Origin of the sequence: Pseudomonas sp. BP11-1-1 (genome assembly GCF_052112105.1) — a bacterium.
Classification (GTDB): domain Bacteria; phylum Pseudomonadota; class Gammaproteobacteria; order Pseudomonadales; family Pseudomonadaceae; genus Aquipseudomonas; species Aquipseudomonas alvandae.
Genome location: NZ_JAUTYU010000001.1, coordinates 246,146 through 270,904 on the forward strand (window position 1 = coordinate 246,146; position 24,759 = coordinate 270,904).

Annotated in this window: 27 protein-coding genes and 1 tRNA gene; 7 read left to right on the forward strand and 21 right to left on the reverse strand. The window is 59.9% G+C overall.

Annotated elements, in window-relative coordinates; all coding sequences use genetic code 11:
* Window positions 1-93: 93 nt before the first annotated feature.
* A complete protein-coding gene (nadA, locus tag Q7C33_RS01175; RefSeq protein WP_030140785.1) occupies window positions 94-1,152 on the reverse strand; it encodes a quinolinate synthase NadA in 1,059 nt (352 codons plus the stop codon).
* Between the two features lie 494 nt (window positions 1,153-1,646).
* Here nadA and Q7C33_RS01180 point away from each other — a divergent pair, with 494 nt between their 5' ends.
* From Q7C33_RS01180 to Q7C33_RS01205, 6 genes are all read left to right on the forward strand, one after another.
* Entirely contained in the window at window positions 1,647-3,446 is a 1,800-nt protein-coding gene (locus tag Q7C33_RS01180; RefSeq protein ID WP_407682690.1) for a copper resistance system multicopper oxidase, read from the forward strand.
* A gap of 10 nt (window positions 3,447-3,456) precedes the next feature.
* The gene (locus Q7C33_RS01185; RefSeq protein ID WP_258649318.1) at window positions 3,457-4,359 is read left to right on the forward strand and encodes a copper resistance protein B; all 903 of its coding nucleotides are present in this window, start codon (window positions 3,457-3,459) and stop codon (window positions 4,357-4,359) included.
* A 59-nt stretch (window positions 4,360-4,418) separates the two neighbouring features.
* Window positions 4,419-4,805 (forward strand): copper homeostasis periplasmic binding protein CopC, encoded by a 387-nt coding sequence (gene copC, locus Q7C33_RS01190; RefSeq protein ID WP_198797890.1) that lies wholly within the window; start codon window positions 4,419-4,421, stop codon window positions 4,803-4,805.
* A gap of 3 nt (window positions 4,806-4,808) precedes the next feature.
* Window positions 4,809-5,720, forward strand: coding sequence for a copper homeostasis membrane protein CopD (gene copD, locus Q7C33_RS01195; protein WP_030140789.1), 912 nt, complete (start codon window positions 4,809-4,811; stop codon window positions 5,718-5,720).
* Between the two features lie 280 nt (window positions 5,721-6,000).
* Entirely contained in the window at window positions 6,001-7,188 is a 1,188-nt protein-coding gene (locus Q7C33_RS01200) for a cyanate transporter (RefSeq protein ID WP_198797892.1), read from the forward strand.
* Window positions 7,189-7,279: 91 nt separating this feature from the next.
* Complete coding sequence (locus Q7C33_RS01205) at window positions 7,280-8,713, forward strand: hypothetical protein (protein ID WP_407682691.1); 1,434 nt, start codon at window positions 7,280-7,282, stop codon at window positions 8,711-8,713.
* A 188-nt stretch (window positions 8,714-8,901) separates the two neighbouring features.
* On the opposite strand, the gene Q7C33_RS01210 is transcribed toward Q7C33_RS01205, so the two are convergent.
* From Q7C33_RS01210 to Q7C33_RS01295, 18 genes are all read right to left on the reverse strand, one after another.
* Window positions 8,902-8,977: transfer RNA gene (locus tag Q7C33_RS01210), tRNA-Lys, on the reverse strand.
* Between the two features lie 63 nt (window positions 8,978-9,040).
* Window positions 9,041-9,733, reverse strand: a complete 693-nt coding sequence (queC, locus tag Q7C33_RS01215) for a 7-cyano-7-deazaguanine synthase QueC (RefSeq protein WP_030140792.1) — start codon at window positions 9,731-9,733, stop codon at window positions 9,041-9,043.
* Window position 9,734: 1 nt separating this feature from the next.
* Window positions 9,735-10,382: a 7-carboxy-7-deazaguanine synthase QueE gene (queE, locus tag Q7C33_RS01220; protein WP_030140793.1), complete on the reverse strand. Its 648-nt coding sequence runs from the start codon at window positions 10,380-10,382 to the stop codon at window positions 9,735-9,737.
* Between the two features lie 167 nt (window positions 10,383-10,549).
* Window positions 10,550-11,383, reverse strand: coding sequence for a tol-pal system protein YbgF (ybgF, locus tag Q7C33_RS01225; RefSeq protein ID WP_030140794.1), 834 nt, complete (start codon window positions 11,381-11,383; stop codon window positions 10,550-10,552).
* A 6-nt stretch (window positions 11,384-11,389) separates the two neighbouring features.
* A complete protein-coding gene (gene pal, locus Q7C33_RS01230; RefSeq protein ID WP_030140795.1) occupies window positions 11,390-11,887 on the reverse strand; it encodes a peptidoglycan-associated lipoprotein Pal in 498 nt (165 codons plus the stop codon).
* 52 nt (window positions 11,888-11,939) lie between these two features.
* Window positions 11,940-13,184 carry a Tol-Pal system beta propeller repeat protein TolB gene (tolB, locus tag Q7C33_RS01235; RefSeq protein ID WP_407682692.1) on the reverse strand — a complete coding sequence of 415 codons (1,245 nt, stop codon included), beginning with the start codon at window positions 13,182-13,184 and terminating at the stop codon, window positions 11,940-11,942.
* A 53-nt stretch (window positions 13,185-13,237) separates the two neighbouring features.
* The gene (gene tolA, locus Q7C33_RS01240; protein ID WP_407682693.1) at window positions 13,238-14,317 is read right to left on the reverse strand and encodes a cell envelope integrity protein TolA; all 1,080 of its coding nucleotides are present in this window, start codon (window positions 14,315-14,317) and stop codon (window positions 13,238-13,240) included.
* Window positions 14,317-14,769 (reverse strand): protein TolR, encoded by a 453-nt coding sequence (gene tolR / locus Q7C33_RS01245; RefSeq protein ID WP_161796096.1) that lies wholly within the window; start codon window positions 14,767-14,769, stop codon window positions 14,317-14,319. Before tolR ends, tolA begins: the two co-directional genes overlap by 1 nt.
* 23 nt (window positions 14,770-14,792) lie before the next feature.
* Window positions 14,793-15,488, reverse strand: coding sequence for a protein TolQ (gene tolQ / locus Q7C33_RS01250; RefSeq protein ID WP_030140798.1), 696 nt, complete (start codon window positions 15,486-15,488; stop codon window positions 14,793-14,795).
* A complete protein-coding gene (ybgC, locus tag Q7C33_RS01255; protein WP_030140799.1) occupies window positions 15,478-15,945 on the reverse strand; it encodes a tol-pal system-associated acyl-CoA thioesterase in 468 nt (155 codons plus the stop codon). The genes tolQ and ybgC overlap by 11 nt, the downstream gene beginning before the upstream one ends.
* Before the next feature lie 127 nt (window positions 15,946-16,072).
* A complete protein-coding gene (ruvB, locus tag Q7C33_RS01260; protein WP_030140800.1) occupies window positions 16,073-17,134 on the reverse strand; it encodes a Holliday junction branch migration DNA helicase RuvB in 1,062 nt (353 codons plus the stop codon).
* On the reverse strand, window positions 17,135-17,743 hold the full coding sequence (gene ruvA / locus Q7C33_RS01265) for a Holliday junction branch migration protein RuvA (protein ID WP_030140801.1): 609 nt from the start codon (window positions 17,741-17,743) through the stop codon (window positions 17,135-17,137).
* A gap of 113 nt (window positions 17,744-17,856) precedes the next feature.
* Complete coding sequence (gene ruvC, locus Q7C33_RS01270; RefSeq protein WP_030140802.1) at window positions 17,857-18,381, reverse strand: crossover junction endodeoxyribonuclease RuvC; 525 nt, start codon at window positions 18,379-18,381, stop codon at window positions 17,857-17,859.
* A 163-nt stretch (window positions 18,382-18,544) separates the two neighbouring features.
* Window positions 18,545-19,291: a YebC/PmpR family DNA-binding transcriptional regulator gene (locus tag Q7C33_RS01275; RefSeq protein ID WP_030140803.1), complete on the reverse strand. Its 747-nt coding sequence runs from the start codon at window positions 19,289-19,291 to the stop codon at window positions 18,545-18,547.
* Window positions 19,292-19,410: 119 nt separating this feature from the next.
* The gene (gene aspS / locus Q7C33_RS01280) at window positions 19,411-21,186 is read right to left on the reverse strand and encodes an aspartate--tRNA ligase (protein ID WP_407682694.1); all 1,776 of its coding nucleotides are present in this window, start codon (window positions 21,184-21,186) and stop codon (window positions 19,411-19,413) included.
* A 75-nt stretch (window positions 21,187-21,261) separates the two neighbouring features.
* Window positions 21,262-21,483 carry an FmdB family zinc ribbon protein gene (locus Q7C33_RS01285; RefSeq protein ID WP_003178589.1) on the reverse strand — a complete coding sequence of 74 codons (222 nt, stop codon included), beginning with the start codon at window positions 21,481-21,483 and terminating at the stop codon, window positions 21,262-21,264.
* A 208-nt stretch (window positions 21,484-21,691) separates the two neighbouring features.
* The gene (locus Q7C33_RS01290) at window positions 21,692-22,033 is read right to left on the reverse strand and encodes a ribbon-helix-helix domain-containing protein (RefSeq protein WP_407682695.1); all 342 of its coding nucleotides are present in this window, start codon (window positions 22,031-22,033) and stop codon (window positions 21,692-21,694) included.
* A 206-nt stretch (window positions 22,034-22,239) separates the two neighbouring features.
* Entirely contained in the window at window positions 22,240-22,713 is a 474-nt protein-coding gene (locus tag Q7C33_RS01295) for a Dps family protein (protein WP_030140806.1), read from the reverse strand.
* 394 nt (window positions 22,714-23,107) lie between these two features.
* Here Q7C33_RS01295 and Q7C33_RS01300 point away from each other — a divergent pair, with 394 nt between their 5' ends.
* On the forward strand, window positions 23,108-23,713 hold the full coding sequence (locus Q7C33_RS01300; protein WP_030140807.1) for a cold-shock protein: 606 nt from the start codon (window positions 23,108-23,110) through the stop codon (window positions 23,711-23,713).
* Window positions 23,714-23,783: 70 nt separating this feature from the next.
* Here Q7C33_RS01300 and Q7C33_RS01305 read toward each other — a convergent pair whose 3' ends face one another.
* Together Q7C33_RS01305 and Q7C33_RS01310 are read right to left on the reverse strand one after the other, a co-directional pair.
* Entirely contained in the window at window positions 23,784-23,990 is a 207-nt protein-coding gene (locus tag Q7C33_RS01305; RefSeq protein ID WP_030140808.1) for a SlyX family protein, read from the reverse strand.
* A gap of 3 nt (window positions 23,991-23,993) precedes the next feature.
* Window positions 23,994-24,419 (reverse strand): HIT family protein, encoded by a 426-nt coding sequence (locus Q7C33_RS01310; protein WP_217861371.1) that lies wholly within the window; start codon window positions 24,417-24,419, stop codon window positions 23,994-23,996.
* Window positions 24,420-24,759 lie beyond the last annotated feature (340 nt).

The window sequence follows — 24,759 nt, forward strand, 5'->3', positions numbered from 1 at the left end:
GTCAGAATGACCAAATGGGGCCGCTTCGCGACCCAGCGGGGATAAATCCCCTCGCCACAGAAAGCCCCGCAAGCCTGAAGATATTCTTCAGCTTCAGGCATTCCCCGCCAACTTCATCCGCGCCGCCTGGGTGAAGTCCAGCATGCGCTTGAGTGGGCGAATCGCCTGGGGGATCAGCGCCGGGTCGACGAATATCTCGTTGCTGCCATCCTTCAACGCCTGAAGCGTACGTTCCAGGGTGTTCATCGCCATCCACGGGCAATGCGCGCAACTGCGGCACGCCGCGCCGTTACCGGCGGTGGGGGCTTCGATGAAGACCTTGTCCGGGCACAGCTGCTGCATCTTGTAGAAGATGCCGCGGTCGGTGGCGACGATCAGCGTCTTGTTCGGCAAGCTCTGGGCGGCGGCGATCAATTGGCTGGTGGAGCCCACGGCGTCGGCCAGTTCAATCACCGAGGTCGGCGACTCCGGGTGAACCAGGATCGCGGCGTCCGGGTACAGTGCCTTCATGTCTTCCAACTGCTTGGACTTGAACTCTTCGTGGACGATGCAGGCGCCGTCCCAGAGCAGCATGTCGGCACCGGTCTTGCGCTGGATATAAGTGCCCAGGTGCTTGTCCGGTCCCCAGATGATCGTCTCGCCGTTGTCCATCAAGCTCTCGACGATTTCCAGTGCGCAGCTGGACGTCACCACCCAGTCGGCCCGAGCCTTGACCGCCGCCGAGGTGTTGGCATACACCACCACGGTGCGCTCCGGATGTTGGTCGCAGAACGCCGAGAACTCATCCACCGGACAACCCAGGTCGAGGGAGCAGGTGGCTTCCAGGGTCGGCATCAGCACGCGCTTTTCGGGGTTGAGGATCTTGGCGGTCTCGCCCATGAACTTGACGCCGGCCACCACCACGGTCTTGGCCGGGTGGGCATTGCCGAAGCGGGCCATTTCCAGGGAGTCGGAGACGCAGCCTCCGGTCTCTTCGGCCAAGGCCTGGATGATCGGGTCACAGTAGAAGTGCGCGACCAGCACCGCGTCCTGAGCCTTGAGCTCGGCGGCGATGGCGGCGCGGTACCAGGCCTCTTGCTCGGCCGACAGCGGCTTGGGCTGCTTAGCGTCGAGGTGAGCCTGGACCAGAAGGCGTTCGGAAATTTGCGTCATGTTCGCAAGACCTATGGGCGCGTTTTGCGCGAAAGTCGAGTATACACCCGGCTCCGGACCACTCGGGTACCGCCGGGAAAGTGAGTGTCCATCAGGCACGGGACAGCGTGAAGCCGGCAAGGCTACAGAATATCCCGCCGTTGCAAAAGATCATTCTGACCTGTGCCCGGCCAGGCGTATCACGACATATAGGCCGAACACAAACCTGTGGCGAGGGGATCTATCCCCGCTGGGTTGCGCAGCAGCCCCGAAATGATGAATGCAACTATGCCTGATGCACTTCGGTGTCAGGCTTTAGGGCCGCTTCGCGCCCCAGCGGGGATAGATCCCCTCGCCACAAACTTGTGTTCGCCAAGAAATTGTTGACTTCCCACCCCCACCAAGCTGACTGAAATGTAATCACTCGCCGCCTCCGCCTGTGTCATCTTTTGCTCAGACCTACGCAGGAGGCCCACCTCCTGCACGCAGCGAATCGACTGACGGACTTTCACCGCATGCAAACAAAAACTTCCCGGCGAACCTTTGTGAAAGGCCTCGCCGCTGGCGGCATTCTGGGGGGCTTCGGCCTGTGGCGCCCGCCCGTCTGGGCCGTCACCAGCCCCGGTCAGCCCAACGTACTGAGCGGCACCGAATTCGACCTGTTCATCGGCGAAAGCCCGGTCAACTTCACCGGCAACCCACGCACCGCCCAGACCATCAACGGCGGCATCCCGGGGCCCCTGCTGCGCTGGCGCGAAGGCGACACCGTGACCCTGCGGGTGCGCAACCGCCTGCACGACACCACGTCTATCCACTGGCATGGCATCTTGCTGCCGGCCAACATGGACGGCGTGCCCGGGCTGAGCTTCAAGGGCATCGAACCCGGCGGCCTGTACGTGTATCAATTCAAGGTCCGGCAGAACGGTACTTACTGGTACCACAGCCACTCCGGTTTCCAGGAGCAGGCCGGCGTCTATGGGCCGCTGGTCATCGACGCCAAGGAGCCCGAACCCTTCCAGTACGAACGGGACTACGTGGTGATGCTCACCGACTGGACCGACGAAGACCCCACCGACATCATCCGCAAGCTCAAGAAGCAATCGGACTATTACAACTACAACAAACGCACCGTCGGCGATTTTATCGATGACGTGGGCAAGAACGGCTGGGGCGCCACCGTGGCCGATCGCAAGATGTGGGCCGAGATGAAGATGAACCCCACCGACCTGGCCGACGTCAGCGGCGCCACCTACACCTACCTCATGAACGGCCAGGCGCCGGACATGAACTGGACCGGCCTGTTCAAGCCTGGCGAGCGGATTCGCCTGCGCTTCATCAATGGCTCGTCCATGAGCTATTTCGACGTACGCATCCCTGGCCTGAAAATGACCGTCGTGGCTTCCGATGGCCAACACGTCAAGCCCGTGAGCGTCGACGAATTGCGCATCGCCGTGGCTGAAACCTACGACGTCATCGTCGAGCCGACGCAAGAGGCCTACACCTTGTTCGCCCAGTCGATGGACCGCACCGGCTATGCCCGTGGCACCCTCGCCAGCCGGGCAGGACTGTCGGCGCCAGTGCCACCCCTTGACCCTCGCCCCTTGGTCACGATGGACGACATGGGCATGGGTGGCATGGATCACGGCAGCATGGCTGGCATGGGCGAAATGAGCGGCATGGACCATAACTCGATGCAGGGTATGGAAGGGATGGACCATGGCCAGATGCAGGGCATGGACGATAATGCCATGCAAGGCATGGATCACGGCGCCATGCAAGGCATGGGTGCCATGCAGGCCCATCCCGCCACGGAGAAAGACAACCCGCTGGTGGACATGCAGGCCATGAGCGTCAAGCCCAAGCTCGATGACCCGGGCATGGGCCTGCGCAACAACGGTCGCAAGGTGCTGACCTACGCGGACCTGCGCAGCACCTTTGCCGACCCCGACGGGCGCGAGCCAGGGCGCACCATCGAGCTGCACCTGACCGGGCACATGGAGAAATTCGCCTGGTCGTTCAACGGCGTGAAGTTCAGCGACGCCGCGCCGTTGCTGCTCAAGTACGGCGAGCGCCTGCGCATCGTGCTGATCAACGACACCATGATGACCCACCCCATCCACCTGCACGGCATGTGGAGCGACCTCGAAGATGAGAACGGCCAGTTCATGGTCCGCAAGCACACCATTGATGTACCACCGGGTTCCAAACGCAGCTACCGGGTGACCGCCGATGCACTCGGACGCTGGGCTTATCACTGCCACCTGCTCTTCCATATGGAAATGGGCATGTTCCGTGAAGTCCGGGTACAGGAATAAGGAGCCGACCATGAGCATTGTTTTTCAATACCGTTGCGTGCCCCTCGCAGTTCTTTTCCTGGGCACCAGCCTGTCGGCCTGGGCCGCAAGCAATGATATGCAAGGCATGGATCACAGCCAGATGCAGGGGATGGACCACAGCCAGATGCAAGGCATGGATTCGATGCAGGGCATGGATTCGATGGAAGCCGCGCCGACCAGCAGCCGCGCGCCCATTCCTGAACTGACCGCTGCCGACCGCGCCGCCGTTTATGAAGACCACAACGGCCATGCGGTGCATGACAGCGCCATCAATTCGTTTTTCCTCATCAACCAACTGGAATGGCAAGACGCCGATGACGGCAGCGCCCTGAGCTGGGACGCCTCTGGCTGGATCGGCGGCGACATCGACCGCTTGTGGCTGCGCTCCGAAGGCGAACGCACCAACGGCAAGACCGAAGAAGCCGAACTCCAAGCCTTGTGGGGCCACGCAGTCAGCCCTTGGTGGGACGTGGTGGCTGGCGTGCGCCAGGACTTCAAGCCCGGTGATCCGCAGACCTGGGCGGCGCTCGGCGTTCAAGGCATGGCGCTGTACAACTTCGAAGCCCAGGCCACCGCCTATATCGGTGAAGGCGGCCAGAGTGCGGCGCGCCTGGAGGGCGACTACGACATCCTGCTGACCAATCGCCTGATCCTGCAACCGACCGCCGAAGCCAACTTCTACGGCAAGAACGACCCCGACCGCGGCGTCGGCGCGGGCCTGTCGGAGACTGAAGTCGGCCTGCGGCTGCGTTACGAAATCCGCCGCGAGTTTGCGCCCTATATCGGCGTCACCTGGAACCGCGTCTATGGCAACACCGCCGATTATGCCCGGGAAGAAGGCGAAGACCGCAGCGAGGCACGCCTGGTACTCGGCGTGCGCCTGTGGTTCTGACGGCGTCACCATTATTCCTTTTAAAAAACCTAGAAAACCTGTGCTGTAGGAGTCCTTGCATGTCATTCATCAAAAACGCTGTCATCGCCGCCGCGCTGTCCACCGGCCTGTTGGTCAGTGGCCTGGCCCAGGCCCATCCGAAACTGCTGTCCTCAACCCCGGCAGAAGGTGCCGAGGGGGCAGCGCCGACAAAGATCGAGCTGCATTTTTCCGAAAACCTGATGACCAAGTTTTCCGGTGCCAAGCTGATGATGACCGAGATGCCCGGCATGTCGGCGCACTCACCAATGCCCATGCCGGCCAAAGTGTCCGGCAGCGACGATCCGAAAACCATGGTCATCGTGCCGAACGCGCCGCTCTCCGCTGGCACCTATCAGGTCCAGTGGCGCGCGGTGTCATCCGACACTCATCCGATTACCGGCAACGTCACGTTCAAGGTGAAGTGACTCGTGAGCGACTCGATCAATATTGCGTTGCGCTTTGCCCTGTACGTGGACCTGATGTTGCTGTTCGGCCTGGCCGCCTTTGGCCTCTATAGCTTGCGAGGGCAGGAGCGAGTATCGGGCGCCGTATTGCCTTTCGGGTCGCTGCTGGCGATCACAGTGGTGCTTGGCGGCCTGCTTTCCCTGGCCGCGATGGCGTGCATGGCCTGGGCCATGAGCGGCGTCGCGGATTGGACCGAGCTGTGGCCGCACATTGAAATGATGGTGTTCGAGACGGATGTCGGCTGGGCCTGGATGCTGCGCATGGCTGCGCTGCTGCTGGCCGGTTTCGCCGTAATGTTCAGCCAACGTTGGTCGACCGCCAGCCTCGGCCTGGCCACGCTCTGCGGTGCCGTGGCCTTGGCAACACTCGCCTGGGCAGGCCACGGCGCCATGGACGAAGGCTCGCGTCGCAATTGGCACTTCATCACCGATTTCCTGCACCTGTGGGCGGCAGGTGGTTGGGTGGGCGCCTTGGCTGCGTTTGCCCTGTTGCTTCGCCAGGCCGAGCCGCAGTTGGCGGTATTGGCCCGGACACTGACCGGGTTCGAAACCGCCGGGGCGCTGATCGTGGCGATCATCGGTGTGACCGGCGTGGTGAATTACCTGTTCATTGTCGGCCCGAATGTCGATGGGCTGCTCGACAGCACTTACGGTCAATTGCTGGCACTCAAGCTCATCCTGTTCGCCGCCATGTTGGTGTTCGCGGCGCTGAACCGCTTCCATCTGAGCCCATTGCTGGAACAGGCCAGACAGACCGGCGAACATGGCGTCGCGGTGACTGCCTTGCGGCGCAGCATGGTCCTGGAATTCTCCGTGGCAGTGATCATCCTGGCGCTGGTGGCGTGGTTGGGGACGTTGAGTCCGGTGATGGGATAAACAGGACAGATTGCGAACTACATTGTGGCGAGGGGATTTATCCCCGCTGGGTTGCGAAGCGACCCCAAAACATGAGTCCACACTGCACGAGGCGAAATGGCATTCGTGCTTTTTTTGGGGCTGCTTCGCAGCCCAGCGGGGATAAATCCCCTCGCCACAAAAGCGAGCCTTCAACGATTGGCGCTGGATTTAGTTTTTCGATAGGCCCCGCCAGTTTTCAGTTTGCCCAAGGCAGCGTGCCCCAGCCTAAATAGCGCTTTGTTCCAACCAAGGCTCTGTTATGGAAAACGTTCGAACCTCAAGCACCCATGCCGGCTGGCTAATGGTCAGCATCGTATTGGTAGCGCTGAATCTACGGCCTTCGATGGCAGCCGTCGGGCCGTTGTTACCAGCGATTCGCGGCGAAGTCCCCTTGAGTTTCAGCGCGGCGTCGCTGCTGACCATGTTGCCTGTCATGGCGATGGGCTTGGCAATGTTCCTCGGCATGCGCATCGCCCTGCGTATCGGCGAGCACCGCACCATCGTGCTGTCGCTGTTGATTGTTGGTATCGCCACAGCCTCGCGCCTGTATCTGGACAGCGCCGCCGGGTTGATCGCCAGTGCGGTCGTGGCCGGGCTCGGGATAGCCTTGATCCAGGCTGTGATGCCGGCACTGATCAAGTCGCGCTTCGCCGATCACGTATCACTGCTCATGGGCTTGTACGTCACTTCCATCATGGGCGGTGCAGCAATTGCCGCATCGTTTTCACCTTTGGTCCTGGTGCAGACCGGCAGTTGGCGCGTCAGCCTGGCCATTTGGGCATCGTTATCACTGGTCGCCCTGGGCTGCTGGTACGCTCAGCGAGCGAGCGTCATCCCTTTGCCCGAAGCAGCGTCCCGGCATCACGAAGCGTTTGCCAGCAACGCCCGGGCCTGGCTCCTGGCGATTTTCTTTGGCTTGGGCACCGCCTCCTACACGTGCGTATTGGCCTGGCTGGCGCCGTACTACGTAGAAAAAGGCTGGAGCGAACAGCACGCTGGCCTGCTGTTGGGGTTCCTCACGGCAATGGAAGTGCTCTCTGGGCTGGTAACCCCCGCGATTGCCAACCGCAGCCGGGATAAACGCCTGGTCCTGAGCGTCCTGCTGGCCTTGATCATCAGCGGCTTCTGCGGCCTGATCCTCAGCCCGGAACGCTTCAGCCTGCTCTGGCCCTGCCTGCTGGGGCTGGGTATCGGCGGCCTGTTCCCCATGAGCCTGATCGTATCCCTCGACCACGTGGACAACCCACGCCGGGCCGGTGGCCTTACAGCGTTCGTGCAGGGAATTGGCTATCTCATTGCCGGGCTTTCGCCACTGGTTGCCGGAATGATCCGCGATCGATTGGGGAGCTTCGAGTGGGCCTGGTGGTCGCTCATGGCGGTCATGGTGTTGATGATGGGAATGGTGTTGCGCCTGAATCCGAAACATTACGCACAGCACATCCGTTGAATTGAGGCTAGTTAAACCCCGGAGCGTTAACTGGCGAGTCTTGGCGCTACTATACCTGCCAGGAATTTTTACCTCGTAAGGGAGCTACGCCTTGTCCGTCACACCTGACAGAACCTTCGCTGAAGTGCTCAAGCAAACCGTCAAACGCATTCTTGACTACTGGACTCAAATTACAGTCACTTTCGGCCTGCTCGCGACAGGTTTAGGGTTCGTCACGCTGTATCTTTACACCCGCACGATTGGACGTATCGATCTCTTCATGCCGTCGATCGATGTGAAGTCTGCTTTATTGGTCTGGGTCGTGCTGGTCCTGCTACTGATGCTTTCATATCTATTCATCCTCGGGGGAACCACGTGGATGTTCGGCTGCTCCGTTCTGCTTTTTTCTAACTTGAAGGACAACCAACCGAGGGTTCTGTTTTATCTGACGGTCCTGACCGTGGTGGGGTTTAGCGCCTTCATCTGGGCCACCTTTTTCCCGCCCATACCATTGGGCGCCTGGGAGACTTTCATCGCGTTGCTCCTGATCGTCTTCGTGGTGTGCTGGCTCATGTACGCCGTCACACCATTCAAGCGAATTGTCAGAAAAAGCACACTTGTCCAAGCCAGGCTGGATCGTGCCCGCTTGAAACGTCTGGAAGCCAGCAAACAGGCAAAAAAGAAGAGGCTTTCAACGCATAAGGCAACCCGCCCGCCGAAAGCCTGGATGAAAAAATGGCACGCCTTAGTGCACGAATGCGGAAAAAAGACCGCGTCCGCACGGCGCTGCGTAAAAGAAAAATGGCAACGACTACTGTCGTGGGTACAGGCTCGCAAAGAATTCGGACTCGTCTCCGTGCTCTCGCTTTCCATATTCCTGACGGTGATCTTCGCAGCCTTTCCAATCCTTTTGACGATACGTTCGCACATGGAGAGGGAAACGCCCGACACAGTTCCCTACGTAGCGGGTCTGTCCTGGATGACACTCATCTTCACTCTGTTACCGGTCATCGTATTTTATTGTTTCAAGGGGGATATCTACCGGCGGACCTTTAATGGCCTGGTGGCGATGGTCTTCGCTTTTTGCGCCTTCACATTGCTCTCGCCAGGCAGTTTGAGCCAGATAACCTACATCGCGGCAGGAGGATTATCGGTTCGCCAACAAACGGTGGAGCGCTACGCCTTGCCAGACGATATCAAGCTGCAAGACTTGGATGCCACGATGTGGAAAACGCGTCAGCGTGATTCGCAAAAAATAGAAATCGAGGCGTTCCAGTTGTATTCCTTTGGAGACGTGCTGTTGTTATGCCCAAAAGACATGCTCTCACTCGAACTCAAGGAGCTGAAGAGTTACTCGAAGTTCTGCGTCAGCACGCTCAATAGCAAAGTTGCACGGAAACCCCGGTTACCCATATTCGCCAGGAAACCACAAGAGGAGTGGAGCTGCCGGGTACCCTCATGGCAGATCCACGCAGGGCGCTGGCTCGCATGGGAAGCATTGATCCCGAGCGTTCACCGCTCTGCGTCGGGCGAGAAAAGGGGCTAAAAGACTCGATCAAATCGAGAGCGCGGCTTCCTTCGACAGGTAGCAGAGTTGGCGTACGGTCGCTCTGCAACTGCCCCCGACAGGCTGCTGGCTTTTCGTGCACGGGCGGGCGCACTTTATTTCAGGCAAAAAAAAATCCGGAAATCCTCACTTTCGTGGGCCTTCCAGATTTTTAAAACTACAGAAAATGGTGGGTCGTGTGGGATTCGAACCTACGACCAATTGGTTAAAAGCCAACTGCTCTACCAACTGAGCTAACGACCCGCTGTGTGGTGGCGCGTATAATACTGATTTCTAAGGACTATTCAACACTTAATTTGAAATAAATCAAAAATAAGGGGTTGGATCGCTCACACCCGCCGCCGCGAAGCCTTCGGCACGCAGGCGGCAGCTGTCGCATTTGCCGCAAGCGCGGCCCTGATCGTCGGCCTGATAACACGAAACAGTAAGGCCATAATCCACCCCAAGCTTCACCCCTGCCCTGACGATGTCAGCCTTGCTGAGGTTCTGCAGAGGCGCCTGGATCCGGAAACCCTGCCCCTCTACGCCGGCCTTGGTCGCCAGATTCGCCATGCGTTCGAAGGCCTCGACAAACTCCGGACGGCAATCCGGATAGCCGGAATAATCCACCGCGTTGACACCGATGAAAATGTCACGGGCACCCAGCACTTCGGCCCAACCCAGCGCCAGGGACAGGAACACCGTGTTGCGCGCCGGCACATAAGTCACCGGAATGCCTTCACTCGGCGCCTCGGGAACATCGATGGAACTGTCAGTCAGGGCGGAACCGCCGATGCCGTTGAGGTTCAGGCCGATCACCTTGTGCTCGACAACGCCCAGGTCTCGGGCGACCCGCTCGGCGGCGTGCAACTCGGCACGGTGGCGCTGGCCATAGTCGAAACTCATTGTGTAGCAGCGATAGCCTTCGGCGCGGGCCATGGCTACGACCGTGGCCGAATCCAGGCCGCCCGACAGCAGGATGACCGCGCGCTTTTCTGGAGTGGTTAATTGTTCAGTCATGTCAGCGCCCCGGCTCGTCGTTCCAAAGATATTTGTGCAGTTGCAGTTGCAGGCGCACCGGCAAGTTATCCGCCACCACCCAGTCCGCCAGCTCCCGAGCATTCAGGTCGTGGTGACTAGGGGAAAACAGCACCTCGCCAGCCCGTTGGTCCAGACCGTACTGGATCAGCTTGGACACCGCCCAGTCGTAGTCTTCCCGCGAACAGATGACGAACTTGACCTGATCGTTGGGCGTCAGCAGCTCGATGTTCTCATAGCGGTTGCGGTGGGCTTCTTTCGAACCAGGAGTCTTGAGGTCCACGACGCGGCTGACCCGCGGATCGACCGCCGATATATCCAGCGCGCCACTGGTTTCCAGGGAAACCTCATAGCCTGCATCGCACAATTGCTTGAGCAAGGGGATGGCATTGGGCTGCGCCAATGGCTCACCCCCCGTGACGCAAACATAACGCGGACGGAAGCCGGCCACTTGTTCGAGGAGATCGTCGAGGGTGCGCAAGGTGCCGCCATTGAAGGCGTAGGCACTGTCGCAGTATTGGCAACGCAATGGGCAACCGGTAAGGCGCACAAAAACAGTGGGCAGCCCGGCCGTTCGCGTTTCACCCTGCAACGAGTAAAAAACTTCGGTAATTCTCAATGTGTCTTGCATAGTCGCCACGGGCGTAACAGCTAAACAGGCTGTCCGCCTCCGTCAGGCACCTCAAGGAACCCCGCCAACGCGTAGATCCCAAGAAGCGTGTTTCATAAAAAGGGCGTGAATTCTAACGAAAAAACCCGCGACAGGCGCGGGTTTCTTCCAAGCGGGTTCAAACAGCCTTACATGCGCTGCAGATCGCGCTGGGCCAACTGAGCGGCGGATGTCCCCGGATACTGGGCCACCACCTGCTGCAGAATGCCCTTTACCTTGTCGGTGTGACCGAGGCGGCGCTCTACGTCAGCCAGCTTGTACAGCGAATCCGGCACCTTGGCGTGCTTGGGATACAGTTGCGAAACCTTGGCGAATGCCTGGCCGGCACCTTGCAGGTCACCCTTGGCCAGGTTCACCTCACCCAGCCAGTATTGGGCGTTGCCCGCGTACTGGCTGTTTGGGTATTTGCGCAGGAAAGCGGCAAAGGCCTGGCTGGCCTTGTCGAAATCCTTGGCCTTGATCAAGTCGAAGGCAGCATCGTAGTAGAGCTTTTCCTTCGCCGGATCAGCCGGCTCGCCACCGGCAGCAGGTGCTGCTGGAGCACTCGCCCCAGCGCCTGCGGCTGCACCGGGGGCGTTCAGATCGCCACCGGCTGGAGAATTCTCAGGAGTCGCGGCAGGTGCAACGCCGGTTCCTATGCGCCGATCAAGATCCTGGTATCGCTCCAGGTTTTCCTGCTTCATGCGCGAAATATCATTTTGCAGTTCTTCAATCACACCCTGTTGGCGCGAGATCTGATCCTGCATTTGCTGCAGTTGGTTGAACAGCTGGCCCTGTGCCGAGACAGGGGCCGAAACCCCTCCCCCGGCATAGGCGCCGTTCGTACCGTAACCTGCAGGCGGATAACTGCTCCCGCTATTGTTATAGCCGGCATCGTTATCGACCACAGGAACCGCAGCCCACGCCGCAAGCGGCGCGAGGCTGAGAGCCAGAACAGTTACAGCACGACGGCACGTTCGCATGACGAATTACTTACGCAGTTCGACGCGACGGTTTTGAGCCCAGGACTGCTCGTCGTTGCCGGTAGCAACTGGACGCTCTTCGCCGTAGGAAACCAGTTCCAGCTGAGCTGGGGAAACACCTTGCAGTACCAGGTAGCGTTGAACGGCTTTCGCACGACGCTCGCCCAGTGCCATGTTGTACTCACGAGTACCACGTTCGTCGGTGTTGCCTTCCAGAACAACGCGAGCGCCGTTTGCTTTCAGGTCTTTGGCGTGAACGTCCAGAGCGCGCATGGCTTCTGGCTTCAGGTCCGAGCTGTCGTATTCGAAGTAGAAGGTGGTGATTGCGCGCAGAGCAGCTTCTTCGCTCATGGAGCCGTCAACTGCACCGGTGTTAGCGCCGTAACCAGCGTTTGGATCAACAGCGCCTTCACCGGCGTTGTCGCCGCCTTTGGACGAGCAACCTACAGCTACAGCCATGGCCAGAGCCAGCGCAGCAAATTTACCAAACTTCAGCATTTCCATCGTGAAACTCCTAATGAACCCCAGTGTGTTAAGTAAAACGTATTGCGCCGCGTCAGTTCAGGTAAGGGGACCAGGACGGTTCTCTGACTTCGCCTTGAGCGGTAGGAAGCGGGAGCCTCACGCGTCCATTAATGGACACGAGCATCAAGACTCCCCGGCCCTGCTGGCGGGTGGCGTAGATTACCATGGTGCCGTTGGGCGCAACAGTAGGTGACTCGTCCAGAGTGCTATCAGTGAGGATTTTTACGCTTCCGCGCTGCAAATCCTGGGCCGCCACCTTGAAATTGGTGAAACCATCCTGGCGATGGATCATGACCAGGGTCTTTTCGTCCGCCGACAGTTTAGGGTTGGCGTTGTAGTTACCGACGAAAGTCACGCGTTCGGCACCACCGCCACCAGCGCTGGTCTTGTAGATCTGCGGCTTGCCGCCACGGTCGGAGGTGAAGTAGATGGTCGAGCCATCCTTGCCCCAGAACGGTTCGGTGTTGATGCCCGGGCCGTTGGTCACGCGCGAGATCGAACGAGACGCCAAGTTCATCACGTAGACGTCCGGGTTACCGTCCTTGGACAGTACGAACGCCAGGCGCGAACCGTCCGGCGACCAGGCTGGCGCGCCGTTCAGGCCTTCGAAATTGGTGATCTGCTCACGACGACCAGTGTCGATGTGCTGCACGAAAATACGTGGACGCTTCTGCTCGAACGAGACATAGGCGATACGCTTGCCGTCAGGCGCAAAACGCGGCGACAGGATCGGCTCGCGCGATTGCAGCAACGTCACCGCTCGGGCGCCGTCATAGTCGGAACGCTGCAGGGTGTAGCGGGTGTTGTTCTCGGAGAAGCGCTCAGCCGTCACGTAAAGCATACGCGTAGAGAACGCACCCTTGATGCCGGTGAGCTTTTCGAACGACTGGTCGGCGATGTAATGCGCCATGTCACGCAGTTGGTCAACGCTGCCCGATACGCTACCGGTCAGCACTTGCTGTTCGGTGGCGACATTGAACAGGGCGTATTGCACCTGCAGGCGACCGCCCGCCGGAACGATGCTGCCGACCATGATGTACTGGGCGCCCAGGGCCTTCCAGTCACGGTAGATGACTTCGCTGGCCTGGGTTGGCAGGCCGATCATGTTCTGCTTCGGAATCGGCGCGTAGTAACCGGAGTTGCGCAGGTCGTTGCCGATGATTTCCGCCATGTCGTCCGGCAGGACGCTGCCGCCCTGCCAACCGAACGGTACGACGGCGATCGGGGTGGCCCGGTCGCTGCCGCTGGTGACCAGGATGTTCTTTTCCTCTGCCATCGCTATCCCTGCCAGGCAGCAGATAACGACAAGCATTGATCGAAGAAGGTTTCTCACAAGGCTAGATCCTCAGGTGTGAATGTCATCTTGAACGAACGATAGGGAGCAAAATCGCTCGGCTTCATTCCTTGCATTTCCGTCAACCGCCCAATGTTCTTGACCGCCGCGACCGCCGAAGCGTCGAACGGACCATCGCCACTGGACTTGGCCACGCTGACCGAGGTAACCGTACCGTCGGGCAACATGCCGATTTGCAATACAACTGTCATGCCTTTGCGCGCCGAAGGTGGACGAGCCCAGCCTTCCGCCGCACGGGCACGAATCAGATCGTCGAAACTGCCGGCGACTTCATCGCCCTGCTCGTCGGCCAATGCCTGCTGGCGCTCCGGCGTGTCGGAAAGCAAATCTGCCAAGGCCTGGGCCTTTTTCTCTTCGGCGGACTTACGCGCTGCGTCCTGGGCCTTTTTCTTGGCGGCGTCGGCGGCGGCTTTCTTCTTCGCGTCTTCGGCGACTTTCTTTTTCGCCTCTTCAGCTTCAGCTTTCTTCTTGGCGTCTTCGGCCGCTTTTTTCTTCGCGTCCTCGACAATCTTTTTCTTCGCTTCTTCAGCGGCCGCTTTCTTGGCCTCTTCTTCAGCGGCTTTCTTGGCTTCTTCTTCGGCTTTCTTCTTGGCTATATCAGCCAATTGTTTCTCTTCTGCCTTCTTGGCTTCGGCGGCTTTCTTCGCGTCGTCGGCTTTCTTGGCTTCGTCTGCCTTTTTAGCCTCGTCCGCTTTCTTCGCCTCGTCGGCCTTCTTCGCTTCTTCGGCCTTTTGAGCAGCTTCTTCTTTCTTTTGTTCCGCGGCCCTCACGGCTTCCTGCTCGACCTTCTTCTGCTCCATCTGCTCGACTTCAGTCTGGCGCGCGGCGGATTTCTTCGCTTCGCCGGCAAGCTTCTGGTTGGTCTGCGTCGTGGCCTGGCTCTTCGACTTGATCTGGTAAAGGGTCGCCTGCACGATCGGCTTGGCCGGCGGCAATTCCGGGGTCATGGCAAAGCTGACGAACAGCATGCCGAACACCAGCACATGCAGGCCGATGGCAAGGACACTAGGCCAGAAGTAGCTTTCCGAGGCGGACGGCTCTCGCTGTTGCTGCATCAGGGCGCCTCAGTGATCAAGCCAACGTTACCAACCCCGGCTTTCTGCAGGCCGCCCATGGCGCCCATCACGGCACCGTAGTCGACGGTCTTGTCGCCGCGAATGAACACCTGGGTGCGCTTGCCGGCATCGTTGCCGACACGAATGATCTTGGTCACCGCGTCGGTCATCTGCGGCAGGGTCATGGCCCGGTCCTGCTGTTTCTCGGTGTCGACTTCGCTGCCAAGGTTCCAGTAATAGGTCTTGTCAGCCTTGATCGAAATGGTCAGGACCTGGGTGTTGTTGTCCTGCGGCAAGGCTTCGCTGGAAACCTTGGGCAGATCGACCTTCACGCCCTGATTGAGCATCGGCGCGGTCACCATGAAGATGACCAGCAGTACCAGCATCACGTCGATGTAGGGCACCACGTTCATCTCGGCAACCGGCTTGCGCTTGTTTCGGGCTCGAGCGATTAAAGCCATCGGGAAATACCTGCTTATTCTTCGCTGGTGTGCACTTTGCGGTGCAGGATCGCCTGGAATTCATCGGCGAACGTGTAGTAGCGGCTGGTCAGCGTTTCGCTGCGGGCAGCGAAGCGGTTGTAGGCGATAACGGCCGGGATCGCCGCGAACAGGCCGATGGCGGTGGCGATCAGCGCCTCGGCGATACCCGGGGCCACGGTAGCCAGGGTCGCTTGCTGGGCGGATGCCAGGCCACGGAAGGAGTTCATGATCCCCCACACGGTACCGAACAGGCCGATGTACGGGCTGACCGAACCGACGGTCGCCAGGAACGGCAGGCCCTGTTCAAGTTTTTCTTCCTCGCGGGAAATGGCGACGCGCATGGCACGGGCCACGCCTTCCATGACCGCTTCAGGATCCACACCGGGCTGCTGGCGCAGACGGGAGAATTCCTTGAAACCGGCGCGGAAGATCTGCTCGACGCCCGAATCCGGGTCCGGATTGCTGCCGGCCTGGCGGTACAGCTTGGACAGGTCGATGCCGGACCAGAAGCGCTCTTCGAAGCTCTCCAGGGCACGGCGACCGGCGCGCAGCATGTTGCTGCGCTGAAAGATCATGATCCACGAGGTCACCGATGCGGCTACCAGGGTCAGCATTACCAGTTGCACCACGACGCTGGCATTGCTGACCAGGCTCCACATGGAGGAATGGTCGACGACGTTAGCTTCCACGCTTTATCTCCTGCTCTGAGTGTGTACCCGCGCCGCTCACGCCGGCAAAGGCCGCACGTAGAGCTTCGGGAATGGCCCGGGGTTTCAAACTATGGGTGCGCACACAGGCCACCAAAAACTGCCCTTCGCAGAGCAGCACATTATCCGCAGCGCGCCTGACCTGCTGCTTGAAGCGCAGGCTGACGCGGTTCAACTCGATGACATCGGCAGTCACCACAAGCTCATCGTCCAGTCGCGCCGGCGCGTGATAACGCGCTTCGCTGGAATGCACGACGAATAACAGGTCCTCCCCTGCCAGCGCGGATTGGGCGAAACCCAGTTCCCGCAGCCGTTCGGTTCGAGCCCGTTCCATAAACTTGAGGTAATTGACGTAGTAAACGATGCCGCCGGCATCGGTGTCCTCGTAATAAACGCGACAGCGATGTGCGAACGACTCCAGCCCGTTTTGCGCGCGCATACTCTAGTGCTTACTCCTCAGGTTGCCAATCGGCCAGGCAACTGTTTTTTCATTCTCGAACGCATTGACGCTCCAGGCGTGGTCTGGGACAGCACCAACCGGAAAAAAGTCGTCGTACAAAGCGCGTTCAATCGTCTACCGCATCGAGGAACTCGTCTACCACCGGCATCTCGCCCATTCGTGTCGGGATGTTTAAGCCGAAGTGCAGATAAGCATGCCGCGTCACCACGCGCCCGCGCGGGGTGCGCATGATATAGCCCTGTTGGATCAGGTACGGCTCCAGCACATCTTCAATCGTATGACGCTCTTCGCTGATGGCGGCGGCCAGGCTGTCCACACCCACCGGGCCACCGTCGAATTTCTCGATCATGGTCAACAGCAGGCGCCGGTCCTGGTGATCGAAACCGCGTTCGTCAATGTCCAGCAGGTTCAGCGCCAGGTCGGCGATCGGCTTGGTGATATGGCCCTTGGCCCGGACTTCGGCAAAGTCCCGGACCCGGCGCAGCAGGCGGTTGGCGATCCGCGGCGTACCGCGGGCCCGACGGGCGACTTCGTAGGCGCCGTCCGGGTCCAGCGGCAAGCCGAGGATGCCGGCCGAGCGGCTGACAATCGTCGCCAGGTCGGCGTTGTTGTAGAACTCCAGGCGCTGGACGATACCGAATCGGTCACGCAGCGGGTTGGTCAGCATGCCGGCGCGGGTGGTGGCCCCCACCAGGGTGAAGGGTGGCAGGTCGAGCTTGATGGAACGCGCCGCCGGCCCTTCGCCGATCATGATGTCGAGCTGGAAATCTTCCATGGCCGGGTACAGCACTTCTTCGACGATTGGCGACAGCCGATGGATTTCGTCGATGAAGAGTACGTCATGAGGTTCAAGGTTGGTCAAAAGCGCCGCCAGGTCGCCCGGTCGCTCGAGCACCGGCCCGGACGTGCTCTTGATCGACACCCCCATTTCCTGGGCGATGATATTGGCCAGGGTGGTCTTGCCCAAGCCCGGCGGGCCGAAGATCAAGGTGTGGTCCAGCGACTCGCTGCGCCCACGGGCAGCCTGGATGAACAGCTCCATCTGCTCGCGCACGGTCGGTTGACCGATGTAATCGGCCAGGCTGACAGGACGAATCGCGCGGTCCTGGATTTCCTCGCGGTCACGGGGGGCGCCCGTGGCGGCGATCAGGCGGTCAGCTTCAATCACTTAAATCATTCCCTTCAGGGCACGGCGAATCATGTCTTCGGTGCTCAGGCCTTTTTCCTTGATCGCGGAAATCGCCTTGCTGGCTTCCTGCGGCTTGTAGCCCAAGGAAATCAGCGCGGTGACCGCATCGTTTTCAGCGCTAACCGCAGGCGCAGGCGCATCCGGCTGGTTTGGTACCAACGCGAACATCGCCGGCACCGCCTCCCAGGCCTTGAAGCGATCCTTGAGTTCTACCAGCAGGCGCTCGGCGGTTTTCTTGCCCACGCCCGGCACCTTGGTCAGGGCCGAGGTGTCCTGGGACTGCACGCAACGAATCAGTTCATCGACTTCCAGGCTCGACATCAAGGCCAGGGCCAGTTTAGGACCGACGCCATTGAGACGGATCAACTCGCGGAAGAAATCCCGCTCGCGCTTGCCAACGAACCCATAGAGTAACTGCGCATCCTCGCGCACGACCAAATGGGTGTGCAGGGTCAGCGGCTCGCCGACCGACGGCAGGCGATACAGCGTGGTCATGGGCACTTCGAGCTCATAGCCCAGGCCGTTTACATCCAGAATCAGGTGCGGCGGCTGTTTTTCAGCCAGGGTGCCGCGCAAGCGTCCAATCACGTTTCAGATCCTTGGGCGTTGTCCAGCCACCGGCTGGCGAATAACAACCCGAGCATAAAGGCCGACGATACAGGCGCAACAGGCTCGGGCTCATGAATGAAGCGCTGATGCTATCAGAGACGCAGGCGCCCGCCACGACTGCGTGCGGCTCCCAAGCCATGGGGCAACAGACTGGAGCGGGTATGGGCATGGCAAATGGCGATGGCCAGGGCGTCGGAGGCGTCGATCTGCGGCTTGCTGACCAATTTCAACAAGTGCATCACCATCATTTGCACCTGCTCCTTGTTCGCCGCACCGGTTCCGACGACCGCCTGCTTGACCTGGGTCGCGGTGTACTCGGCGATCTCCAGGTTTTCCTCGGCCCCAGCCACAATCGCCGCGCCTCGGGCCTGCCCAAGTTTCAAGGCTGAATCGGCGTTACGGGCCATGAAGACCTTTTCGATGCCCATGGTCACGGGGCCGTAGGTCTGGATGACTTCGCGCACGCCGCGATAAACGATCTGCAAGCGTTCATGCAGCTCACCCGCACCGGTGCGGATGCATCCGGAGGCGACATACACGCAGCCGCGCCCGGTATCGCGAACCACACCGTAGCCGGTGATGCGCGAACCGGGGTCGATACCAAGGATTAAAGTCATAGCGCCTGCGGTTTGAAGGGGAGTTATCCAGACCTGCGGGAGCGAGCTTGCTCGCGATGGCGTCGGGTCAGCAAGCACTGTGTTGACTGATGTATCGCTATCGCGAGCAAGCTCGCTCCCACAGGTTGGTCATTGGCAATCGTCATTAGTTGAACAGGCCTTCTCAACCCAGCTGTTCAGCCACCGACTCCGGAATATCGGCATTGGAATAAACGTTCTGCACGTCATCCAGGTCTTCCAGCATGTCGATCAGCTTGAGTACCTTCTCGGCGCCTTCCAGGTCGAGTTCGGCGCTGGTGGTCGGCTGCATGACGATTTCCGCGTCCGCAGGCGCAAAACCGGCCGCCTCCAGGGCGTTGCGCACGGCGTAGAAGCTGGCGAACGAGGTGAACACGTCGAACGAACCGTCTTCATGGCTGACCACGTCGTCGGCATCGGCTTCGAGGGCCGCTTCGGTCAGCGCATCCTCGTCGACGCCCGGCGCAAAGCTGATCTGCCCTTTGCGCTCGAACAGGTAGGCTACCGAGCCATCGGTGCCCAGGTTGCCGCCGCATTTGCTGAAGGCGTGACGCACGGCCGCGGCGGTGCGGTTGCGGTTGTCGGTCATGCACTCGACCATCACCGCCACGCCGCCTGGGCCGTAGCCTTCATAGGTCAGCTCTTCAACGTTGTCGGCCTCGGTGGCGCCAGCGCCACGGGCGATGGCCCGGTCGATGATGTCGCGACTCATGTTCGCGCCCAGCGCCTTATCCAGCGCCAGGCGCAAGCGCGGGTTGGAACCCGGATCACCGCCACCCTGGCGGGCCGCGACCGTCAGCTCACGGATCCACTTGGTGAAAATCTTGCCTCTCTTGGCATCCTGACGTTCTTTGCGGTGCTTGATGTTCGCCCACTTGGAATGACCTGCCATAACTCGCTCCGTTTCGCTCTGGAACATTGCCCGCCCTGCGCTTGCGCAGTGGCGGCAATCAGAAATATCGACCCCAACGAAAAGGCGCATCCGAAGATGCGCCCTCTCAGGTGCCAGCCTTACTCAGCCTTTGGCTGTTCACGCAGGCGGATGTGCAACTCGCGCAACGCCTTGGCGTCCACGACGCCAGGCGCCTGGGTCATGACATCGGCCGCGCTCTGGGTTTTCGGGAACGCGATCACTTCGCGGATCGACTGGGCGCCGGTCATCAACATCACCAGGCGATCCAGGCCGAAGGCCAGGCCACCGTGGGGCGGGGCGCCGTATTTCAGGGCGTCCAGCAGGAAGCCGAACTTCTCTTCCTGCTCGGCTTCGCTGATGCCCAGCAGACGGAACACCGCCTGTTGCATTTCCTTGCGGTGGATACGGATCGAACCGCCACCCAGCTCGGTGCCGTTCAGGACCATGTCGTAGGCCCGGGAAAGTGCGCCGGCCGGGTTGGCCTCCAGCTCTTCAGGCGAGCACTTCGGCGCGGTGAACGGGTGGTGCAACGCGGAGAAGCTGCCGTCATCGTTTTCTTCGAACATCGGGAAGTCCACGACCCACATCGGCGCCCACTCGCAAGTGAGCAGCTCCAGGTCGTGACCGACCTTGATCCGCAGCGCACCCAAGGCTTCGCTGACGATCTTGGCCTTGTCGGCGCCGAAGAACACGATGTCGCCATCGACCGCGCCAACACGATCGAGGATCACGTTGAGGTTGGCTTCGGGGATGTTCTTCACGATTGGCGACTGCAGGCCTTCAACGCCCTTGGCGCGCTCGTTGACCTTGATGTACGCCAGGCCGCGGGCACCGTAGATACCCACGAACTTGGTGTAATCGTCGATCTTGCTGCGTGGCATGCTCGCACCGCCTGGTACGCGCAGGGCGGCAACACGGCATTTCGGGTCGTTTGCAGGACCGCTGAACACCTTGAACTCGACATCCTTGAGCTGGTCGGCCACGTCCGCCAGTTCCAGCGGGTTACGCAGGTCAGGCTTGTCGGAACCGTAGCGGCGCATGGCCTCTTCGAAGGTCATGTGCGGGAACTCACCGAATTCCAGGTCCAGCACTTCCTTGAACAGGTTGCGGATCATGCCTTCGGTCAGGCCCATGATGTCTTTTTCATCGAGGAAGCTGGTCTCGATGTCGATCTGGGTGAACTCAGGCTGACGGTCGGCACGCAGGTCTTCGTCGCGGAAGCACTTGGCGATCTGGTAGTAGCGATCGAACCCGGCCACCATCAGCAGTTGCTTGAACAGCTGCGGCGACTGCGGCAAGGCAAAGAAACTGCCGGGGTGGGTACGGCTCGGCACCAGGTAGTCGCGGGCGCCTTCCGGCGTGGCGCGGGTCAGGATCGGCGTCTCGACATCGAGGAAGCCGTTTTCATCCAGGTAGCGACGGATGCTGGTGGTCATGCGCGAACGCAGGCGCAGCTTCTCGGCCATTTCCGGGCGACGCAGATCGATGAAGCGGTAGCGCAGGCGCGTTTCTTCACCGACGTCGGAGTATTCATTGAGCGGGAACGGCGGGGTTTCCGCTTCGTTCAGCACTTCCAGCTCATAACCCAGCACTTCGATCATGCCGGACGCCATGTTGGGATTGCCGGCGCCGGCTGGGCGCAGGCGCACCTTGCCGGTGATCTTGACGACGTATTCGCTGCGCACGCGGTCGGCGGTGGCGAAGGTTTCAGCGCGGTCCGGATCGAACACCACCTGGGCCAGGCCTTCACGATCACGGATATCGAGGAAAATCACCCCGCCATGGTCACGGCGACGATGAACCCATCCGCAAAGAGTAACTTCCTGGCCTTCCAGGCTTTCGTTCAGTTGGCCGCAATAATGGCTGCGCATCATGGTAGTGGTTTCACTTCTCGTAATTCGACATTCGGTTGGAGGCCCTGCCCGTGCAAGAACTCGCGCGTATTCAACTCAATCAGCCTTGTCGCCACCGGCCAGGTTCTTCTTGGCGCCGGTCTTGAAGTCGGTTTCATACCAGCCGGTGCCACCGAGGCGGAAACCAGGCATGGATAGCATCTTTTTCAGTTCTGGTGCCTGGCAGGCAGGGCAGTCGACCAGCGGTGCCGCGCTGATCTTTTGAATGGCTTCCATCTGATGACCACAGGAAGCACATTGATAGTCGTACATCGGCATGGGGGTTGTCTCGGCGATCAGGTTACTCGCGCAAAAGCGGGGCTTTGCGGCAAAGAGCGGGATTATATCCATTAAATGCGGCCTGTGCAGCCGTAAGACCGCGTGTAGGAGCTGACGAGTGCAACGAGGCTGCGATCTTGCCCCAGACACTTGAGTCACAAGCGAAGAGTCAAGATCAAGATCAAAAGATCGCAGCCTTCGGCAGCTCCTACGCCCCACCATGCTCCATCCCGGCGTCCTTCAAACTGTGAACAACGCAGACAACACGCACCAGCCCGCTGAAATTGCGCACGCCGCCATGGCGCAGGTGTACCTCCCTGTCCACATGGGACAGCAAGGTGCTGATGGAGCAACTGTTGAGGTGCGCCATGTCGCCGAGAATATCCCAATAGACCTGCTCCAGCCGCAGGCAGGTGGCGAACCCATTGAGCCGGATAGAGCGGGCCAGGGGACGGGCCAGTTGCATATTGAAACCCCTGACGAACGGGTCGACGCGGATAGACTGCAAGCGTCCACCCCCATCTTCCCGGGGTTCTTTTCCTTGAATCATACCGTTGACACTCCTTTGCCATACGAGCCTCAGTCGGAACAACCGATCTGTGGCTCTATGGAAGCTCAACGGGCTCGCCAGTTCCAGATGACTTTTTGACCATCAACGTAGGACAAGCCGACAGAAGACTGGCGACAAATTACGCAGCCCTGGAACCTGACGCCCAGGCGATGATGCCAACGGCAACACCATCGCCTGGGCGTGGCTTACTTATCCTCCAGCAACGAACGCAGCATCCAGGCGGTTTTTTCATGGACCTGCATGCGCTGGGTCAGCAGGTCGGCGGTGGGTTCGTCGCTGACCTTGTCCAATAAAGGAAAGATGCCACGGGCCGTGCGAGTCACTGCTTCCTGCCCTTCGACCAATTGCCGGATCATGTCCTCGGCGCCAGGCACACCCTCTTCTTCCTTTATGGACGACAAGCGCGCATATACCGAGTAAGCACCGGGTGCTGGGAAGCCGAGCGCACGGATTCGCTCGGCGATCAGGTCAACCGCCAGCGCCAACTCGTTGTATTGCTCCTCGAACATCAGGTGCAGCGTCCGGAACATCGGACCGGTAACGTTCCAGTGGAAATTGTGGGTCTTGAGGTACAGCACATAGGTGTCAGACAACAAGCGTGAAAGCCCGTCGACAATGGACTTGCGGTCTTCTTCGCTGATACCGATATCAATGGCCATGTGGTTTGATCTCCTGACGTGATGAATTCGACAGCGGTCATTTCACTCTAGCGGGTGTCGCCGCCTGAGGCCTGCGACAAATCGCCAGCCGTCCTGAACCGACAAGCCGGGATGGCGGGCGGTTCCGGAAAAACCTGAAATCGAATCCTTATTCACGTGGCATCTTCTGGAGCCCGCAGCCGCTCCGCCGACGAACAGCGTCCGGCACGCCAGCAACACGTTTGAGAAGGCTCGGGCTTTGCTGTTAAATAGGCAGTGTGTCGCTACGCCTATTTTTCCGGGCGTCGCGCATAGGCTGATTCGGGTACGTATTACTACGCCTCTCATTGTTCTGGAGCGAACCGCCCCCGATCAGCTCTTCCTTGTGATCTGTCTTAACCGTGAGCCAATCAAAATGTTGAAAATCGTCCACTTGCTAATGGGCGCAGCTGCCCTGCTGCTGTCCTTCATCCCTAGCCTGGGTTCCGAAGCCACACCTTACCTGCAACATCCCGACGCGCTTTACCTGGCCTTTTTCGGCCTGCTCAACCTGACACTGGCACCCGTTATCCCTTACTGGAACAAAGGTCCACGTCATCAACTGCAAAACCTTGTCAGTGCCCTGCTGGTACTGGCCGTTGCCTTGCAAACCCTGACCCTGCTGGCGCCCATGCCGGAAATCGGCGGCCAACCCGCCATCCTGTCCAGCCTGGCGGCGGCATTGCTCGCCGTACTGCTGCACTTGGCCGTCAGCTTCTACAAGAAGTCGTCGCCGTCCGCCGCACCGCAAAACTACGACATGTCCAACCGCGATACCGGCACGGTGAAGTGGTTCAACACGTCCAAGGGGTTCGGTTTCATCTCCCGTGATTCCGGCGATGACATTTTTGTCCATTTCCGGGCCATTCGTGGCGAAGGCCACCGCGTCCTGGTCGAGGGCCAGCGCGTGGAGTTCTCGGTCATGCATCGCGACAAGGGCCTGCAAGCCGAAGACGTGATCGCCGCGCTGCCGCGCCGCTGATCCAGGCGTAAAAAAACCGCGATGCAGCCTGGCTGCTCGCGGTTTTTTTTGTGCCCGTGGTTCGGGTTCGTCAGTAATGGGGAGGCGGCGCTTCTTCTTCGAAAGACTCGAACTGCCCGGCCATCTCCTCCTGGCGCTTGAGCAGCGCCGCCATCTGCAGCTGCAGACGCTCGACGATTCGCTGTTGCTCCACCAGCACGTCGTTCAACGCCTGGATGGTGTCGTCCTGGAATGCCAGGCGGCTTTCAAGGTCGGTTACACGCTCTTCAAGGTTCATGGTTCAGCCCTCCAGGAACTTGAAATCATCGGTCAGGACCGCTCGCAAGCGTTCGCGAATGGCCGCGACCTGCCCTGCATCGTAAGGCTGTGCCGGATGCTTGCCCCACACCGGCGCCGGCCAGGCGGCATCGTCCCGCTTGCGCACGATTACATGCATGTGCAATTGACTGACAACGTTACCCAAGGTTGCAACGTTCAGTTTATCGGCGTCGAACGAGTCCTTGAGCGTCTCGGCCAGCGCCGTGGTTTCTTTCCACAGTTGCTGTTGATCAGCGTCATCCAATTGAAACAATTCACTGATATCGTCCCGCCGCGGCACGAGGATGAACCACGGGTAGTTCGAGTCGTTGGACAAGAGCAACCGGCAAAGCGGGAAATCGCCGATGGGCAATGTGTCTTGTTGCAATCGTGGATCTAAGGCAAACACCGCGCGTACTCCTCGCTCATTGATGATTGTGCCGATTTGGCGGCGCTACCGGCCGACCTTGGACACATGCGCCCAGCATACCCGTGAACGACGGAACGTTCACTGCACACCGCCCCGGCGCACCAATGCCGTGCGCCGAGTGCCGTAACGGCGCATTTTGCGTCGAGCAGGTGTAAGGACTGTCCGCTTTTCGCACAGCTTGAAGATTTTCTGCACCAAAACAGCACAATGCGTCTACGCTCAGTCCACGTGACATCCGCGTTTTACCCACTGAAGGGGTGAACCGGTAACGTTTTTGGTTGTCGCGTGAGTTCCAACGGTTTCAAACATGACAGCTGCC

Excerpts from the sequence above, each read along its gene's own strand:
- ruvC (WP_030140802.1), bottom strand. The coding sequence starts at position 18,381 with ATGACTTTAATCCTTGGTATCGACCCCGGTTCGCGCATCACCGGCTAC.
- queE (WP_030140793.1), bottom strand. The coding sequence starts at position 10,382 with ATGCAAGACACATTGAGAATTACCGAAGTTTTTTACTCGTTGCAGGGT.
- Q7C33_RS01180 (WP_407682690.1), top strand. The coding sequence starts at position 1,647 with ATGCAAACAAAAACTTCCCGGCGAACCTTTGTGAAAGGCCTCGCCGCT.
- Q7C33_RS01290 (WP_407682695.1), bottom strand. The coding sequence starts at position 22,033 with ATGATTCAAGGAAAAGAACCCCGGGAAGATGGGGGTGGACGCTTGCAG.
- Q7C33_RS01285 (WP_003178589.1), bottom strand. The coding sequence starts at position 21,483 with ATGCCGATGTACGACTATCAATGTGCTTCCTGTGGTCATCAGATGGAA.
- tolA (WP_407682693.1), bottom strand. The coding sequence starts at position 14,317 with ATGCAGCAACAGCGAGAGCCGTCCGCCTCGGAAAGCTACTTCTGGCCT.
- Q7C33_RS01300 (WP_030140807.1), top strand. The coding sequence starts at position 23,108 with ATGTTGAAAATCGTCCACTTGCTAATGGGCGCAGCTGCCCTGCTGCTG.
- Q7C33_RS01295 (WP_030140806.1), bottom strand. The coding sequence starts at position 22,713 with ATGGCCATTGATATCGGTATCAGCGAAGAAGACCGCAAGTCCATTGTC.
- copC (WP_198797890.1), top strand. The coding sequence starts at position 4,419 with ATGTCATTCATCAAAAACGCTGTCATCGCCGCCGCGCTGTCCACCGGC.
- Q7C33_RS01305 (WP_030140808.1), bottom strand. The coding sequence starts at position 23,990 with ATGAACCTTGAAGAGCGTGTAACCGACCTTGAAAGCCGCCTGGCATTC.
- tolB (WP_407682692.1), bottom strand. The coding sequence starts at position 13,184 with ATGGCAGAGGAAAAGAACATCCTGGTCACCAGCGGCAGCGACCGGGCC.
- pal (WP_030140795.1), bottom strand. The coding sequence starts at position 11,887 with ATGGAAATGCTGAAGTTTGGTAAATTTGCTGCGCTGGCTCTGGCCATG.
- nadA (WP_030140785.1), bottom strand. The coding sequence starts at position 1,152 with ATGACGCAAATTTCCGAACGCCTTCTGGTCCAGGCTCACCTCGACGCT.
- Q7C33_RS01200 (WP_198797892.1), top strand. The coding sequence starts at position 6,001 with ATGGAAAACGTTCGAACCTCAAGCACCCATGCCGGCTGGCTAATGGTC.
- ybgF (WP_030140794.1), bottom strand. The coding sequence starts at position 11,383 with ATGCGAACGTGCCGTCGTGCTGTAACTGTTCTGGCTCTCAGCCTCGCG.
- Q7C33_RS01275 (WP_030140803.1), bottom strand. The coding sequence starts at position 19,291 with ATGGCAGGTCATTCCAAGTGGGCGAACATCAAGCACCGCAAAGAACGT.
- queC (WP_030140792.1), bottom strand. The coding sequence starts at position 9,733 with ATGACTGAACAATTAACCACTCCAGAAAAGCGCGCGGTCATCCTGCTG.
- aspS (WP_407682694.1), bottom strand. The coding sequence starts at position 21,186 with ATGATGCGCAGCCATTATTGCGGCCAACTGAACGAAAGCCTGGAAGGC.
- ybgC (WP_030140799.1), bottom strand. The coding sequence starts at position 15,945 with ATGCGCGCGCAAAACGGGCTGGAGTCGTTCGCACATCGCTGTCGCGTT.
- Q7C33_RS01185 (WP_258649318.1), top strand. The coding sequence starts at position 3,457 with ATGAGCATTGTTTTTCAATACCGTTGCGTGCCCCTCGCAGTTCTTTTC.